Raw genomic sequence first — 14,089 nt, forward strand, 5'->3', positions numbered from 1 at the left:
TCTTCCTTGCTAGGCGCTACCCCGCCTGCTTCACACGCATGTACCACTCCACCAGCCGTCGGACCTGACGTTCGGTGTAGCCCCGAGCCGTCATGCGTTCGACGAATTGACCATGTTTCTTTTCGGTTTCTCCGTCCTTCTTGGACCCGAACGAAATCACCGGCAACAAGTCCTCGACCTGCGAGAACATGCGCTTCTCGATGACCTCGCGGATTTTTTCATAGCTCGTCCAGGACGGATTCTTGCCGGCATTCCCGGCTCTGGCACGAAGGCAGAATTTCACGACTTCGTTGCGGAAGTCCTTCGGGTTGGCGATGCCGGCAGGCTTCTCGATCTTGGTCAGCTCCTGATTGAGCAGATCGCGGTCGAGCATCTGGCCGGTATCGGGATCCTTGAAATCGACATCCTCGATCCAGGCGTCGGCATAGTCGACGTAGCGGTCGAAGAGGTTCTGCCCATAATCGCCGTAGGACTCCAGATAGGCCTTCTGGATCTCGTGTCCGATGAATTCGGCGTAACGCGGCACCAGCTCGCCCTTGATGAATTCGAGGTAGAGCTTTTCGGTGTCGGTCGGCAGCTGCTCGCGGCGGATCGATTGCTCCAGCACATACATGAGATGCACGGGATCGGCGGCGATTTCCGTCGTGTCGTGGTTGAAGGTGGCCGCGAGCACCTTGAAGGCGAAGCGGGTAGAAACCCCGTCCATGCCCTCGTCGACGCCGGCGGCATCGCGATATTCCTGGACGCTGCGGGCGCGCGGATCGGTCTCCTTCAGGCTTTCGCCGTCATAGACCCGCAGCTTGGAGAAGGGCGTCGAATTCTCATGCCGCGTCAGCCGCGACAGCACGGTGAAGCGGGCAAGGGTTTCGAGCGTCGAAGGCGCGCAGGGCGCCTCGCTGAGCTCGGACTCTTCGATCAGCTTCTCGTAGATCTTCTGCTCTTCCGTAACCCGCAGGCAATAGGGCACCTTGACCACGCAGATGCGGTCGATGAAGGCCTCGTTGTTCTTGTTGGCCTTGAACCCCTGCCACTCCGCCTCGTTGGAGTGGGCGAGCACGATGCCGGAGAACGGGATGGCGCCGATATTCTCGGTGCCGATGTAGTTGCCCTCCTGCGTCGCCGTCAGCAGCGGATGCAGCATCTTGATGGGCGCCTTGAACATTTCCACGAACTCGAGGATGCCCTGGTTGGCGCGGTTGAGCCCACCGGAATAGCTGTAGGCATCCGGGTCGTTCTGCGCCAGGCTCTCTAGCTTGCGGATGTCGACCTTGCCGACCAGCGAGGAAATGTCCTGGTTGTTCTCGTCGCCGGGTTCCGTCTTGGCGATCGCGATCTGGCGAAGGCGCGATGGCTGCAACCTCACCACCTTGAACCGCGAGATGTCGCCTTCGAACTCCTCCAGCCGCTTCAGGCACCACGGGCTCATCAGCCCGCTCAGCCGCCGGCGGGGGATGCCGTAGCGCTCCTCGACCATCGAGCCCATCGTCACGGGATCGAAAAGGTTCAAGGGATTCTCGAAGACCGGACTGAGCTCGTCGCCGGCCTTGAGCACATAGATGGGATGAACCTCCATCAGCGACTTCAGCCGCTCGGCAAGGGACGACTTACCGCCGCCGACGGGGCCGAGCAGATAGAGGATCTGCTTGCGCTCCTCAAGGCCCTGGGCCGCATGACGGAAGAAAGCGACGATGCGCTCGATCGTTTCTTCCATGCCGAAAAAGCCGGTGAAAGCGGGGTACGTTCGAATGGTGCGATTGAGGAAAATACGTCCAAGCCGGGAATCCCTGGCGGTGTCGACGAACTGGGGTTCGCCCATGGCCGCGAGAAGACGCTCCGCTGCATTTGCATACATCAGAGGATCGTCGCGGCACGCCTCCAGGTACTCGGAGAACGACATCTCGACTTCGCGCCGTGCTTCGAACGAACGGGCGAACGTGTTAAACAGAACATCATTGTTGTGCATGGCGCCTCGATAGCTTGCTATTGCAATAACGCCGAAATCTGCGAGAGAAGACTCTTCCGCAATTGTCTATTTTGCGTCGAGCTTTCACACGAATCAATACCTGATCTAGTTATTATTCGTACGCCCGAAAGGGCTGGGCAGCAACATCTTGATGCCTCTTTCGGTCGATTTAATAATCCATATCGTCAGGATTGCTGGATTTTGATTGCGATCCATTGGTGGTTGCCGCCGATCCGCAAGCGGCTGATTTCCGTGATTTTTCTGCCATCGTCCTTAAGGGGCACCGCCCCCTTTTCCGCGCTGAACTTGCAACCTTTGAAAGCGAGACCCGTGAGCTTCCTTGCCGAGAGCGCCGTGATCGTCGAATCCTACATCCGGGAGTATGGATTGATCGCGCTCGCCGCGACAATTTATCTCGAATCGTTCGGCGTGCCGCTGCCGGGCGAAAGCGCGCTGGTCGGCGCGTCGCTGCTGGCGGCGCGCGGCGATTTCTCCATCGGCAACCTGTTTCTGGTCGTCTGGATCGCCTCGGTCCTGGGCGACAGCACGGGCTATACCATCGGACATTTCGGCGGGCGGCCGCTGCTTTTGCGCTTCGGCCCGCGCGTCGGGTTGACGCCGGAGCGGCTCGTAAATGTCGAGGACCTGTTCCACCGGCACGGACCGACGATCGTCATCGTCGCCCGCTTCGTCGTTCTCCTCAGGCAGTTCAACGGACTGGTCGCAGGCTCCGTCGCCATGCCCTGGACGCGCTTCGTGCTCGCCAACATCATCGGTGCCGCTCTCTGGTCCGCCGTCTGGAGCTTCGGTCCCTATTTTCTCGGCGATCTGTTTCATAAAGGCTGGGGCTGACGTCGTCCGCCCTTAGTCTGTGATCTCTTTTTCGACCAGAGGCACCGGCGGCTGGCCTCTTTCCGAAACATGGGCACCGGGCCGAAGCTCTTTAGCGATCGCCTTGCCGCTCCTTATGAGGGGACTGAGGTAGGCACCCTTAAATGTATTGAACCTTTGCAAGGAAGCGTCGCTGTAGCCGGAGAGGCCGAATATCGCCTTCTCTCCCTTGTCCGGCCTGTAAGCCGTTCCAAACAACCAATCGAAAATGGAAAGATTGGTTCCGAAGTTCTTATCCCAGTGGCGCTCGACCTTGCTGTGATGAATTTGGTGCATATGGGGGCTGATGAGAAACCTGTCGCACCATCCCAAGCTGACGGGGATATGCGAATGCTTCAGCGGATCGAGCGTGCAGACCGTAAAGATCTTGCTTGCGATCGTCTTCAGCGCCAGCGCTTCTATCAGGCTGATGGCGAACAAAAACATGAATGTTCCGGCAACCGGTCCCGTTACGATGCCGGTGATCACTCCATTGTAGACGACAGGCAGCGAATGCCCGCGCTTGGATGTCAACGGATTCAGGAAATCCGCCGAGTGGTGAACTTTATGCAGCTCCCAAAGCGCGGGTACCTTGTGCTCCAGATAATGCCCAACATAGTCGGCGAACTCGGTGGCGATGAACATCAAGATCGTGCACGAAAACGTCACAATATAAGTGACGCTCATGGGAGAAAATCCGGCAAAAACAGAGTTTAAAAATGCGCTTGTCATGCTGCTCGCAACCGCCATGACGACGAGACCGGGAGCGACGAAGATGAAATCCGTCAACTTTCTCCATAAATATATAATAACATCCATATGGAAGCTTTTGGATTTAACAACATCGAAAGGTACGCAATGGCGGAACATTTCCTTGAACGAAAATTCTGCACTATTGCGCCACAACTGAACCAGGAATAACAATATTCCCGCCCCAAAGAATATTCCCCAAGTAATGGCGAATTGCGGTATATTTAAAAAGTACGTCCGGAAAAGTTCCACGGCGCCTTCCCCCGCTCCCGATTGCAGATCTAAGCTTGCCATCCACGGACCGCACGTTAGTTGAACATCGCTCTGTAGCTTAGAATCGCAACGCAAGGATGCGATAAAGTATTACTTGGGTTGAATTAATTAGTTTAATGGATCGACCTTAATTTGGTCAATAACTACAATTGATTAGGTTCGGAACGAAGGGGTTTTACTTCGGGTCACTTACAAAATCCGGGGCAAACAGGCCCTGAAAACGAGATGGCATTTGCAGACCCGCGTGCTGTTACCACCGAGTCCGCACGATGCGTCTGTTGAATGTGACAATGCCCCCGGCGACCGATCCATGCACCTAGGCGGTCATGCAGCCACGATCTCCAATTCCAGCGTGTTGGAACGCAGCCCGCCGATCTGCCAGTGAATTCGGTGGCGACCGGTTTCGGGGAAACTGTATGAGGTGATGTCGTAGTTGTAATCCACGTTTGGGCTGTCGAGCACAAGTCCATCATAGACCGTTTCAGGGGCTTCTTCCGGCGTCACCGGGTTCCCGTCGATGTACTCGCCATAAATCGGCTTCGGCCCCATGACGAAAAGCCTGTGGCCGGGTTCCACGACTTCCAGAACGTGAATGATGCGGACTTCCTCGTTGACCCGATAACGGTTCTTCTTCGCAAGGATGGTCAGCCTTGTGCCGCCAACCGCTTTTCCCTTGTCTTCCGCGGCGGGGTAACTCTTGGCAACCTCGATGTCGTCGGGCAACGCATCGATAATCTCGTCGCCTCGTCTCATATATAACCCGGGCCAATGTATCCCGGACTCAGGCGAGCGCTCCGTTGCCCGACCTGCCTTCCCTTCATCTTCAGACGACTGCATGTTGGTTGGCCTGGACAGTGTTATGAACAAAGTTAGACAGCTTGTGGGCCGCTGGTGGCGCCGCCCGCTCCAGCGTCCGATGCAAATCCATTGGCCGTCGTCGTGGTTCCAGTCTTTGTCGTGGTGATGGAAAGCGTGCCGGCGGTTGGAGCGGTGACGACGCGGCTCAATCTGTAGCCGGAGTTCCGTGCCGGTATGTCAACAGCCCCAGTTCGATCGTCTTTGAATATGAATGTTTGTTCGGCATCGATCGTCCCGACACCGGTCAAAAGGCCGATCGGGGCCGCATGGTGATCAACCAGCGGCGGACTGTTGGCCGCCCGGTAGCCGGAGTTGTTTCCCGTGACACCCGCGAAGCAGCCGGTGCCAGCCCCGTACTGCACTTGTTCCGAACGCATTGCCTGATCGAGATCGGCCACATTGCCCGAATCCGATTTCCAGTCATTGTTCACATCTATTCCACGTTCTGTGCCAGTGACGGCGGCTTTTAAGGTCACAGACCAGTTTTGCGGTATCGAAGACACTGAAAAACCAGCGCTCGTGGCAAGTCTGGTCCCGCCAAGGCTGGCTACCAACACGAGATTTCCCGCCTTGCCCGGAGTGGTCTGGACGACTCCTCTCAAATTGACGGTCGCACTCGCGCCTAAATCGGCCGTGGCGGCGCCATTGATGGTCGCGGTGCCGTTGCCACCTCCAGCACCTGCAATGGATAGGGTCACGTCGCGCATGGGCACGGCAAGACCAGCGATGGTGACGTCCACTGGCGTATCGACCCTCGGGGGAATCCTGTCGGGCATGCCTGCCGGCGATGAAGCCGCTCGTATGTGAGCCGGAACCGTGGCGGTTGGGCCAAGCGCCAATGGCGGTGGCGCCACAGGCGGTGCCACTTGCTGGGGCACGACAGCGGGCGGAGCAACATCCACCCCGGCATCCTGATCGGTCAAGGAGGTTCCATCACCTTTTGGCGCATCTTCCATGTCGCGTGCACCAGGCACGCCCCGCCCTGGGGATCGGCTTGCCCGCTCCTGTGGGAACAGCGGAATCTTGGAAAAGTCCGCCGATGGACCCAGCGCCGCAATGCTCGCCCCTTGCGGTGCGACCGTTCGGCGGTCGTGCGATAGAACGGGCGCGCGTGCGAGCGGCGGCTTGCTAGTCGGGCCTGCGGCTGCCTTCGTCTGTGCTTTTGCAACCGGCGGAGCAAACATGACTGCACCCCTCTGTCCATGCGGATAAAGCGGAAGAAAACGCCCCGTGACGTTAGCGCACAATCTCGCTTCGAGCAATAAATTGCCCTGCGGAGGCGGGCACAGCGAGGGGGGCGCATCCGTTGTCGAGAGCGGGATCTTGATTTCAGAATTTCCCGCTGCGCTAACCAGGCCGGCCGGTTTGGGGATGCTTGATGGGACGGGGTATCTGCAGTGCCACCTGCGCACCAGCGAGGCGCTTCTCAAGCCTTGATTTCAGCTGACTATCTGGGGTTCCGTCGGGAAAGAATGGTGCTGCTAGAGAGATTTGAACTCTCGGCCTCTCCCTTACCAAGGGAGTGCTCTACCCCTGAGCTATAGCAGCATTCCGCGACGCATTTGGTGCGCCGTGTTGAGCGAGGGGGCTATTGCCACAGCTTTTGGGCCAGCGCAAGACGTAAATCGCAGTTTCGTGCTTTCCGCTTGGGAAAAGCGTTGGTGGCTTTCGGTTCTCTTGATTTTGCGCTATTTCGGGCGGCATGCAAGGAGAGCACGATCAAGACGGCAAGCGGCTAAGGGCCGAAGAGGTTGCCCGGCGCGCCGAAGAGCGGCGCCTTCGCGCCGCTGAGAAGCTGCGCGACAATCTCTTGCGCCGAAAGCAGCAGGTACGTGCCCGGCGCGCGGGCCAGGCGGACGAGACCGATGGGCTGCCCGCCGCAAAAATGGACGAATCGTAATGATAGGTCGCGCTCGACGCCAACCGAATTGAAGCCCCGCGGAAATTCGTCTACATCACTCGTTCCTCATATTAAGCACGGAACTACCAGGAAAGGCGGGCCCGGCCCGTAATCGCACATGGATCGCATTCGAATTGTCGGCGGCAACGCGCTCAACGGCATCATCCCGATCTCCGGCGCCAAGAACGCCGCTCTGCCGCTGATGATCGCCTCGCTGCTCACCAGCGATACGCTGACGCTCGAAAACGTTCCGCATCTCGCCGATGTCGAGCTTTTGATGCGCATCCTCGGCAATCATGGCGTCGATGTCGCCGTCAACGGCCGCCGCGAGCGCCAGGAAGACGGCTATTCCCGCACCATCCATTTCACCTGCCGCACGATCGCCGACACGACAGCCCCTTACGAACTGGTTGCCAAGATGCGCGCCAGCTTCTGGGTCATCGGCCCGCTGCTTGCCCGCGAAGGCCAGGCGCGTGTTTCGCTGCCGGGCGGCTGCGCCATCGGCACGCGTCCGGTTGATCTCTTCATCGAAAGCCTGGCGGCGCTCGGCGCCACCATGGAAATCGACGGCGGCTACATCAACGCGACGGCTCCGAAGGGCGGCTTGATCGGCGCCCGCTATACCTTCCCCAAGGTCTCGGTCGGCGCGACGCATGTGCTGATGATGGCGGCGACGCTTGCCCGCGGCACGACCGTGATCGGCAACGCCGCTCGCGAGCCGGAAGTGGTGGATCTTGCCAATTGCCTGAACGCCATGGGCGCGAAGATTTCCGGCGCCGGCACGAGCACCGTCACCATCGAAGGCGTCACCTCGCTGTCGGGCGCGCGCCATCGGGTGCTCCCCGACCGCATCGAGACCGGCACCTACGCGATGGCGGTTGCCATGGCCGGCGGCGACGTCACGCTGCACAACACCGACGCTTCCCTTCTCGAAACGGCGATTGAAACCCTGCGGCGGACCGGCACCAACGTCACCTCCGTCGACAACGGCATACGCGTTCGGCGAAACGGCGGCGGCATCAAGCCGGTCGATATCGTCACCGATCCCTTCCCCGGCTTCCCGACCGACCTGCAGGCGCAGTTCATGGCGCTGATGACGCGCTCGGCCGGCGCCTCGCACATCACCGAGACGATTTTCGAGAACCGGTTCATGCATGTGCAGGAACTTGCCCGGCTTGGCGCGAGGATCTCGCTCTCCGGCCAGACCGCCAAGATCGAGGGTGTCGAGCGTTTGCGCGGCGCGCCGGTCATGGCGACCGACCTGCGCGCCTCCGTTTCGCTCGTGATCGCCGGGCTTGCCGCCGAGGGCGAAACCGTCGTTTCGCGGGTCTATCATCTCGACCGCGGCTTCGAACGGCTCGAGGAAAAACTGACGCGCTGCGGCGCCATCGTCGAGCGCATCAGCGAATAACGACCACCTTGAGGGAAAGGCGCAATTCTCCGGTTGCGTCTTGCCGCACCGCATCCTATTTCCAGAAGAGCCGGTCTTCGTTGCGACCGGCAACCGGAACGGGGTAAGTATGGCTGATCTCAAGCTCTTGGCACTCGACGGCGACGATCTGGAGGTGGTGTCCGCGCATATGCAGGACGCCGTCTTCAAGGTCAGGGACATGTCCTATACGCCGCGTGGCGGCCAGTTCTCGGTCGCGGCCAATCGTTTCGACTGGGAGCTTTCCGAACGCAAGGGCAAGCCCTACGAGCGTCATCGCGCAGCGCTGGTCTTCAAGCGCGTGCAGGCGGTGCGCACCAGCGGCATCGATCGTCGGCGCCTGGACGACGTGCTGTCGGTGCTTGCGATCCGTTTCACGCCTAATGGAGAGGGGCCGGAAGGCACGATCGAGCTGTCGCTTGCCGGCACCGCCAGCATCGCCCTCGACGTCGAATGCATCGAAGTCCAACTTGCGGATGTCGGCGGAGCGTGGGAAACGGCTAGTCTGCCCCGCCATCCGGGGGCGAACTGACACCGGCCGCCTCCTTGCGGCCGTCACTTACGGGGAATTTCGGTTTTGGCTATCTGGCTTGATCAGGCATCGGCGGATTTCGAGCATCGCTTCGCAGCGTTTCTGACGACGAAACGCGAGGTCTCGGAGGATGTGAACGCCGTCGTGCGCACCATCATCGACGATGTGAGAGCGCGCGGCGACGCCGCCCTTGCGGACTACTCCTTGCGCTTCGACAAGATCGATTTCGCAACCGTCCCCATGCGCGTGACCGAAGCCGAGATCGACGCAGCCGTCACGGCCGTACCGGACGAGGTGCTGGGCGCGCTGAAGGTCGCGGCCGTCAGGATCGAATCGCACCATCGCCGCCAGCTGCCGAAGGACGATATCTACGAGGATGAACTCGGCGTCGGGCTCGGCTCGCGCTGGACAGCGATCGAAGCGGTCGGCCTTTACGTGCCGGGCGGAACGGCAAGCTACCCGAGTTCGGTCCTGATGAACGCCGTCCCCGCCAAGGTCGCGGGTGTCGAGCGGATCGTCATCGTGGTGCCGGCGATGAACGGCGCGATTAATCCGGCGGTGCTTGCGGCTGCGCGCCTTGCCGGCGTCTCCGAGATCTATCGCATCGGCGGCGCTCAGGCCGTGGCCGCACTCGCCTATGGCACGGAGACGATCGCCCCGGTCGCCAAGATCACCGGCCCGGGCAACGCCTATGTCGCCGCCGCAAAACGCCATGTCTTCGGCACCGTCGGCATCGACATGATCGCCGGCCCGTCGGAAGTCCTTGTCATTGCCGACAAGGACAACGATCCGGACTGGATCGCTGCCGACCTGCTCGCTCAGGCCGAGCATGACCGCAGCGCGCAGTCGATCCTGATCACCGACGACAAGGCGTTCGCCGAAGCGGTCGAGGCGGCCGTCGAACGACAGCTGAAGCTGTTGTCGCGCGCGGAAACGGCTGCAGCGAGCTGGCGCGATTTCGGCGCCCTCATTCTCGTCCCGGATCTGAAGGATGCCCTGCCGCTCGCCAATCGCATCGCGGCGGAACATCTGGAACTTGCCGTCAACGACCCGGATGCGCTGCTTTCCGGCATCCGCAACGCCGGGTCGATCTTCATCGGCCGTCACACGCCGGAAGTCATCGGCGACTATGTCGGCGGCTGCAACCATGTACTCCCGACCGCGCGTTCGGCGCGCTTTTCGTCCGGCCTTTCGGTGCTGGATTTCGTCAAGCGCAGCTCCATCCTGCGGCTGGGTCCCGATCAACTGCGCGCGCTCGGGCCGGCGGCGATCGCGCTTGCCAAATCCGAAGGGCTCGACGCCCATGCCCGGTCGGTGGCGATCCGTCTCAATCTCGAAGGATGACGCGTGGTGCGGGGCGACTATCGGCTTAGCGATGTGGTGCTCGACGACACGATCGGCCGCTCGACGCCCGACGTCGAGCACGAGCGCGCCGTCGCCATCTTTGACCTCATCGAGGAAAACAGCTTCGAGCCGGCCGGCCACGGCGGCGGGCCTTATCGCCTCGGCCTTTCGCTCGTCGATTCCAAACTCGTCTTCGACATCAGGACCGAGGATGGCGGGCTCGTGGCGACGCATATTCTGTCGCTGACGCCGTTCCGGCGGATCGTGAAGGACTATTTCACCATCTGCGAAAGCTACTACGATGCCATCCGTTCGGCGACGCCGAGCCGTATCGAAGCCATCGACATGGGCCGGCGCGGGATCCACAACGAGGGCTCGCAGACCTTGATGGATCGACTGAACGGCAAGATCGGCCTTGACTTCGATACCGCGCGGCGGCTCTTCACGCTCGTCTGCGTGCTCTACTGGCGCGGGTGATGGCGATGGAACCGCAAGAGGTCATCGGGGGCGGCGAAAAGATGCCGAGTTCGATCCTCTTCATGTGCGGCATGAACGCCATCCGCTCACCAATGGCCGAGGCGCTGGCACGCCGAATTTTGCCGAAGGGTGTCTACGTGATGTCGGCGGGCGTGCGCCGGGGCGAGCGTGACCCCTTCGTCGACATCGTGCTCGATGAAGTCGGGCTCAGCCTCGGTCGCCGGCAACCACAGACGCTCGAAGAGCTGGAGGACGATTTCTTCGACCTCATCATCACGCTTGCACCCGAGGCGCACCATGCCGCACTGGAACTGACGCGTTCGAACGCGGTCGACGTGATGTACTGGCCGACGCTCGACCCCAGTGTCGCGACGGGAACTAGAAGCCAGATTCTGGACGCCTACCGCGAGGTTCGCGACCATCTGCAGCGGCTGATCGAGACCAGGATTGCGCGCCGAAGCAGTATTGCCGCGCAATCGGCGTGAAACAATGAAGAAAGCTTGGCGTGCGTGGTTCACAAAAGCACCTTGATTGTGTAGTTTCCGCGCAAATTTCCGGCGGCATCTGCCCCGGCCCCAACCCCACAGGAAGAAAAGCCTTAATGCCCAAAGAAGAAGTCCTCGAATTTCCGGGTGTCGTCACCGAACTGCTTCCCAACGCGACGTTCCGCGTGAAGCTTGAAAACGAACACGAGATCATTGCTCACACGGCTGGCCGCATGCGCAAGAACCGCATCCGCGTTCTCGCCGGCGACAAGGTCCTGGTCGAGATGACGCCCTACGACCTGACCAAAGGCCGCATCACATACCGTTTCAAGTAAGGGAATGGCTCGCGGGGGAGATCACTCTCCATCCCCGTCCGCGACGGTCGAGGTTTCATGGCGCTGAAACACAAGCTGATACTGGCCTCGGGCTCTCCGCGACGCGTTGACCTGCTGAAGCAGGCGGGCGTCGAGCCGGCGTGGCTGATGCCGATGGACATCGACGAGACTCCGAAGAAATCGGAGCACCCGCGTTCGCTGGCGCGGCGGCTGTCGGCGGAGAAGGCCGAGGCGGCGTTTGCGGCGCTCAAGAGCGATGTCGCCGCGCAGGGAAGCTACATCCTTGCGGCCGACACCGTTGTCGCCGTGGGTCGGCGCATTCTGCCCAAGGCGGAATTCGTCGACGAGGCGACCTCGGCGCTGCATCTCCTCTCCGGCCGCGGACACTGGGTCTATACCGGCATCTGCCTGATCACGCCGGACCGCAAACAGCGCCAGAAGGTCGTCGAGACCAAGGTACGCTTCAAGCGGCTGTCGGGGCTCGACATCGAAACCTACATCGCCTCCGGCCAATGGCGCGGCAAGGCGGGCGCCTACGCGATCCAGGGATTGGCAGGCGCGTTCGTGCAAAAGCTCGTCGGCTCCTACAGCAATGTCGTCGGATTGCCGCTTTATGAAACGATGCTGTTGCTTGCAGGCGAGGGCTACGACGTCCACGCACACTGGCAGGAATAATCGCGATGAAGTACGACAGGATTGGGCTCGGGGCCAAGGTGGAGCCGTTGCGCAAGACGCGCGCTTGTGTCGAATGCGGCCGCCCCTCGGCGCGTGATCACTACCCCTTCTGCTCCGACCGTTGCCGCTCGCTCGACCTTTCGCGCTGGCTGACCGGCTCTTATGCCATTCCCGTTGCCGACGATGAAACCAAGGCGGACTATCCGGACGAGGAATGAGACGCCCTGCGCCGGCAAGCACTTAATTTTGTTGGAAAATCAGCAAAATTTTCATTCGCGTCAAAAAAGATCCATTTGGCGCTGGACATGGGCGAGCAAGATGTTATAACCCCGCTCGCTTCCGGGGCGAACCAACCGCCAAGGCTCTTCGAGCCTTCCACACGGACGAAGCAAGGATGCCCAGATAGCTCAGTTGGTAGAGCAGCGGATTGAAAATCCGCGTGTCGCTGGTTCGATTCCGGCTCTGGGCACCATCAAACTTTACCCCCCGCTGCCGAGTTTCTGCGCGAGCCAGATGACCGCGCTCCTGGCCGCCGTCAGAGCGTCGTCCTTGGAGACATAGGGCTTGCCTGAGTAGTAAAGCACCGCCGTCCACTCTCCCGCATCCTCGGGGTCCCTGCGAAATTCCTCAAAGCCGTAGGTGCCGTCGGGGCGAAGAAAGAGATCGACGCATCGATTTGCTTCCGAGTTCTCGATGCTTTCGAAAACGATCCACGACTTGTCGATGCGCTTTGACATCCAATCCCTCCTATCGCGGCCAATGAGGCGGCAATCCCGCTGTGATCGCGTTTGTGACATTTCGCTGCGCCAAGCGGCCTTCCCAGCAAATCTTTCGATCAGCCTGTTTTCAAGTCGTTGTGTTGCCTATTGTCGCAATCGTATTCCTCGCCATCTGAATAAGCTGTTCCGACCAGGGCCTGGGCTTTCTTTCGCCAGCATCTGGTACACATTGCCCGGGATGGGAGGAGATAGAGCATGAGGGGGGATGCCTTGGCATGTAAAGGCTGCGCGTTCTCGAGCGCGCGTCTGCTTGTGATCGTGATCTTGGCGGTGATCACCACCGTCATGACGGCCGTGGCGCAGGAGGCCAGCCCTGGGTCCGAGGAGCCGCAGACAGCGCAGACCGTCAAAAGCCAGTCCTCCGATTTCCCGGAGCGTGAGCTCGTCGTTGGCACGAAGGTGGCGCCCCCTTTTGCCATGAAGGATCTGAACGGCGTGTGGACGGGTATCTCCATCGAGCTCTGGCAGCAAATCGCCGGCAAGCTTGGTGTGCAGTTTCGCCTTGCTGAAGAGGCCTCCGTGCAGGACCTCGTCGATGGAACGGCGCGGCGCGACTATGATCTCTCGATTGCCGCCATCACGATCACCGCCGATCGTGAGCGCAGCATCGACTTCTCGCAGCCTTTCTACGACACCGGCCTCGGCATCGCGGTCTCCACGCGCAATGCGTCGATCTGGCGCGAGATCATCAATACCATGACATCCTTCGGCTTTCTGCAGGCGGCAGGCGCGCTGATCGGCATCGCGCTCCTGGTCGGCGCGTTGATATGGGTCTTCGAACGTCGCCACAACGACGATTTCGGCGGCGGCGCCGCCAGGGGCCTCGGCGCAAGCATCTGGTGGTCGGCCGAGGCGATGACGCAAGCAAGCACCGGTCACCGCGGACCAAAAACGCTTGCCGGCCGTGGTCTTGCGATTATCTGGATGGTGGTATCCATCATCACCATCGCCATATTCACCGCGAGTGTCACCTCGGCGCTGACGACGCGCCAGATCCGCGGCCTGGTCAATGGCGTCGAGGATTTGCCGCGCGTGCGTGTCGGGGCGCTAGCGGGATCGGCAACGATCGGCTTCCTCGAGAGCGAGCACATCCGCTATCGCGGTTTCGCCAGCATTCAGGAAGGTCTCGGTGCACTCAATGCCGGCGCGATCGACGCGTTCGTCTATGACAAGCCGCTGCTGATCTGGAATGTCGAACAGCAATATTCAGGATCGCTCGACGTTCTCGATACCGTCTTCGATCCCCAGAGTTACGGGATCGCCATGCCGACCGGCAGCAAATACCGCAAGGCGATCGACGTTGCCCTGCTCGAGGCAATTCACGACGAACGGTGGAAGCAGACCCTCTTCCACTATCTCGGCGACAGGCGCTGAACGATAGAGCAATCCCAGGAAAAGCGTGGCGCGGTTTTTCTGGAA

At 60.5% G+C, this 14,089-nt stretch carries 16 protein-coding genes and 2 tRNA genes; 12 read left to right on the forward strand and 6 right to left on the reverse strand.

Annotated elements, in window-relative coordinates; translation table 11 throughout:
- Window positions 1–16: 16 nt before the first annotated feature.
- Window positions 17–1,963, reverse strand: coding sequence for a PrkA family serine protein kinase (locus tag AB4048_RS05115; RefSeq protein WP_442200837.1), 1,947 nt, complete (start codon window positions 1,961–1,963; stop codon window positions 17–19).
- A gap of 330 nt (window positions 1,964–2,293) precedes the next feature.
- Here AB4048_RS05115 and AB4048_RS05120 point away from each other — a divergent pair, with 330 nt between their 5' ends.
- Window positions 2,294–2,815, forward strand: a complete 522-nt coding sequence (locus AB4048_RS05120; protein WP_442200838.1) for a DedA family protein — start codon at window positions 2,294–2,296, stop codon at window positions 2,813–2,815.
- 12 nt (window positions 2,816–2,827) lie between these two features.
- Here AB4048_RS05120 and AB4048_RS05125 read toward each other — a convergent pair whose 3' ends face one another.
- From AB4048_RS05125 to AB4048_RS05140, 4 genes are all read right to left on the reverse strand, one after another.
- Window positions 2,828–3,835: a sterol desaturase family protein gene (locus AB4048_RS05125; RefSeq protein ID WP_442200839.1), complete on the reverse strand. Its 1,008-nt coding sequence runs from the start codon at window positions 3,833–3,835 to the stop codon at window positions 2,828–2,830.
- A gap of 345 nt (window positions 3,836–4,180) precedes the next feature.
- Window positions 4,181–4,693: a hypothetical protein gene (locus tag AB4048_RS05130; protein WP_442200840.1), complete on the reverse strand. Its 513-nt coding sequence runs from the start codon at window positions 4,691–4,693 to the stop codon at window positions 4,181–4,183.
- 32 nt (window positions 4,694–4,725) lie between these two features.
- Window positions 4,726–5,454 carry a hypothetical protein gene (locus AB4048_RS05135; RefSeq protein WP_442200841.1) on the reverse strand — a complete coding sequence of 243 codons (729 nt, stop codon included), beginning with the start codon at window positions 5,452–5,454 and terminating at the stop codon, window positions 4,726–4,728.
- Between the two features lie 733 nt (window positions 5,455–6,187).
- Window positions 6,188–6,262 (reverse strand) — tRNA-Thr (locus AB4048_RS05140).
- 154 nt (window positions 6,263–6,416) lie between these two features.
- Between AB4048_RS05140 and AB4048_RS05145 the strand changes: the two genes are divergently transcribed.
- The 10 genes from AB4048_RS05145 to AB4048_RS05190 all read left to right on the forward strand — a co-directional run bounded on the left by AB4048_RS05145 (window position 6,417) and on the right by AB4048_RS05190 (window position 12,363).
- Window positions 6,417–6,614, forward strand: a complete 198-nt coding sequence (locus tag AB4048_RS05145) for a hypothetical protein (RefSeq protein ID WP_442200842.1) — start codon at window positions 6,417–6,419, stop codon at window positions 6,612–6,614.
- 118 nt (window positions 6,615–6,732) lie between these two features.
- Window positions 6,733–8,025, forward strand: coding sequence for a UDP-N-acetylglucosamine 1-carboxyvinyltransferase (murA, locus tag AB4048_RS05150; RefSeq protein WP_442200843.1), 1,293 nt, complete (start codon window positions 6,733–6,735; stop codon window positions 8,023–8,025).
- 109 nt (window positions 8,026–8,134) lie between these two features.
- Window positions 8,135–8,575, forward strand: coding sequence for a DUF2948 family protein (locus AB4048_RS05155; protein WP_442200844.1), 441 nt, complete (start codon window positions 8,135–8,137; stop codon window positions 8,573–8,575).
- Between the two features lie 45 nt (window positions 8,576–8,620).
- Window positions 8,621–9,919: a histidinol dehydrogenase gene (gene hisD / locus AB4048_RS05160; protein WP_442200845.1), complete on the forward strand. Its 1,299-nt coding sequence runs from the start codon at window positions 8,621–8,623 to the stop codon at window positions 9,917–9,919.
- A gap of 3 nt (window positions 9,920–9,922) precedes the next feature.
- Complete coding sequence (locus AB4048_RS05165; protein ID WP_442200846.1) at window positions 9,923–10,396, forward strand: UPF0262 family protein; 474 nt, start codon at window positions 9,923–9,925, stop codon at window positions 10,394–10,396.
- A 5-nt stretch (window positions 10,397–10,401) separates the two neighbouring features.
- Entirely contained in the window at window positions 10,402–10,881 is a 480-nt protein-coding gene (locus AB4048_RS05170) for an arsenate-mycothiol transferase ArsC (protein ID WP_442200847.1), read from the forward strand.
- Window positions 10,882–10,997: 116 nt separating this feature from the next.
- Window positions 10,998–11,216, forward strand: coding sequence for a translation initiation factor IF-1 (gene infA / locus AB4048_RS05175; protein ID WP_004117876.1), 219 nt, complete (start codon window positions 10,998–11,000; stop codon window positions 11,214–11,216).
- A 57-nt stretch (window positions 11,217–11,273) separates the two neighbouring features.
- Complete coding sequence (locus AB4048_RS05180) at window positions 11,274–11,891, forward strand: Maf-like protein (protein WP_442200848.1); 618 nt, start codon at window positions 11,274–11,276, stop codon at window positions 11,889–11,891.
- A 5-nt stretch (window positions 11,892–11,896) separates the two neighbouring features.
- Window positions 11,897–12,109, forward strand: a complete 213-nt coding sequence (gene yacG / locus AB4048_RS05185; protein ID WP_442200849.1) for a DNA gyrase inhibitor YacG — start codon at window positions 11,897–11,899, stop codon at window positions 12,107–12,109.
- 178 nt (window positions 12,110–12,287) lie between these two features.
- Window positions 12,288–12,363 (forward strand) — tRNA-Phe (locus AB4048_RS05190).
- 7 nt (window positions 12,364–12,370) lie between these two features.
- Here AB4048_RS05190 and AB4048_RS05195 read toward each other — a convergent pair.
- Window positions 12,371–12,628 (reverse strand): hypothetical protein, encoded by a 258-nt coding sequence (locus AB4048_RS05195; protein WP_442200850.1) that lies wholly within the window; start codon window positions 12,626–12,628, stop codon window positions 12,371–12,373.
- 237 nt (window positions 12,629–12,865) lie between these two features.
- On the opposite strand from AB4048_RS05195, the gene AB4048_RS05200 reads away from it, so the two are divergent.
- Entirely contained in the window at window positions 12,866–14,044 is a 1,179-nt protein-coding gene (locus AB4048_RS05200) for a transporter substrate-binding domain-containing protein (protein ID WP_442200851.1), read from the forward strand.
- The last annotated feature ends 45 nt before the right edge of the window (window positions 14,045–14,089 follow it).

The organism is Rhizobium sp. RAF56, from assembly GCF_052113965.1.
Classification (GTDB): Bacteria; Pseudomonadota; Alphaproteobacteria; order Rhizobiales; family Rhizobiaceae; genus Rhizobium.

Excerpts from the sequence above, each read along its gene's own strand:
- AB4048_RS05130 (WP_442200840.1), bottom strand. The coding sequence starts at position 4,693 with ATGCAGTCGTCTGAAGATGAAGGGAAGGCAGGTCGGGCAACGGAGCGC.
- AB4048_RS05180 (WP_442200848.1), top strand. The coding sequence starts at position 11,274 with ATGGCGCTGAAACACAAGCTGATACTGGCCTCGGGCTCTCCGCGACGC.
- AB4048_RS05195 (WP_442200850.1), bottom strand. The coding sequence starts at position 12,628 with ATGTCAAAGCGCATCGACAAGTCGTGGATCGTTTTCGAAAGCATCGAG.
- infA (WP_004117876.1), top strand. The coding sequence starts at position 10,998 with ATGCCCAAAGAAGAAGTCCTCGAATTTCCGGGTGTCGTCACCGAACTG.
- AB4048_RS05145 (WP_442200842.1), top strand. The coding sequence starts at position 6,417 with ATGCAAGGAGAGCACGATCAAGACGGCAAGCGGCTAAGGGCCGAAGAG.
- AB4048_RS05115 (WP_442200837.1), bottom strand. The coding sequence starts at position 1,963 with ATGCACAACAATGATGTTCTGTTTAACACGTTCGCCCGTTCGTTCGAA.
- AB4048_RS05200 (WP_442200851.1), top strand. The coding sequence starts at position 12,866 with ATGAGGGGGGATGCCTTGGCATGTAAAGGCTGCGCGTTCTCGAGCGCG.
- AB4048_RS05155 (WP_442200844.1), top strand. The coding sequence starts at position 8,135 with ATGGCTGATCTCAAGCTCTTGGCACTCGACGGCGACGATCTGGAGGTG.
- murA (WP_442200843.1), top strand. The coding sequence starts at position 6,733 with ATGGATCGCATTCGAATTGTCGGCGGCAACGCGCTCAACGGCATCATC.
- yacG (WP_442200849.1), top strand. The coding sequence starts at position 11,897 with ATGAAGTACGACAGGATTGGGCTCGGGGCCAAGGTGGAGCCGTTGCGC.
- AB4048_RS05170 (WP_442200847.1), top strand. The coding sequence starts at position 10,402 with ATGGAACCGCAAGAGGTCATCGGGGGCGGCGAAAAGATGCCGAGTTCG.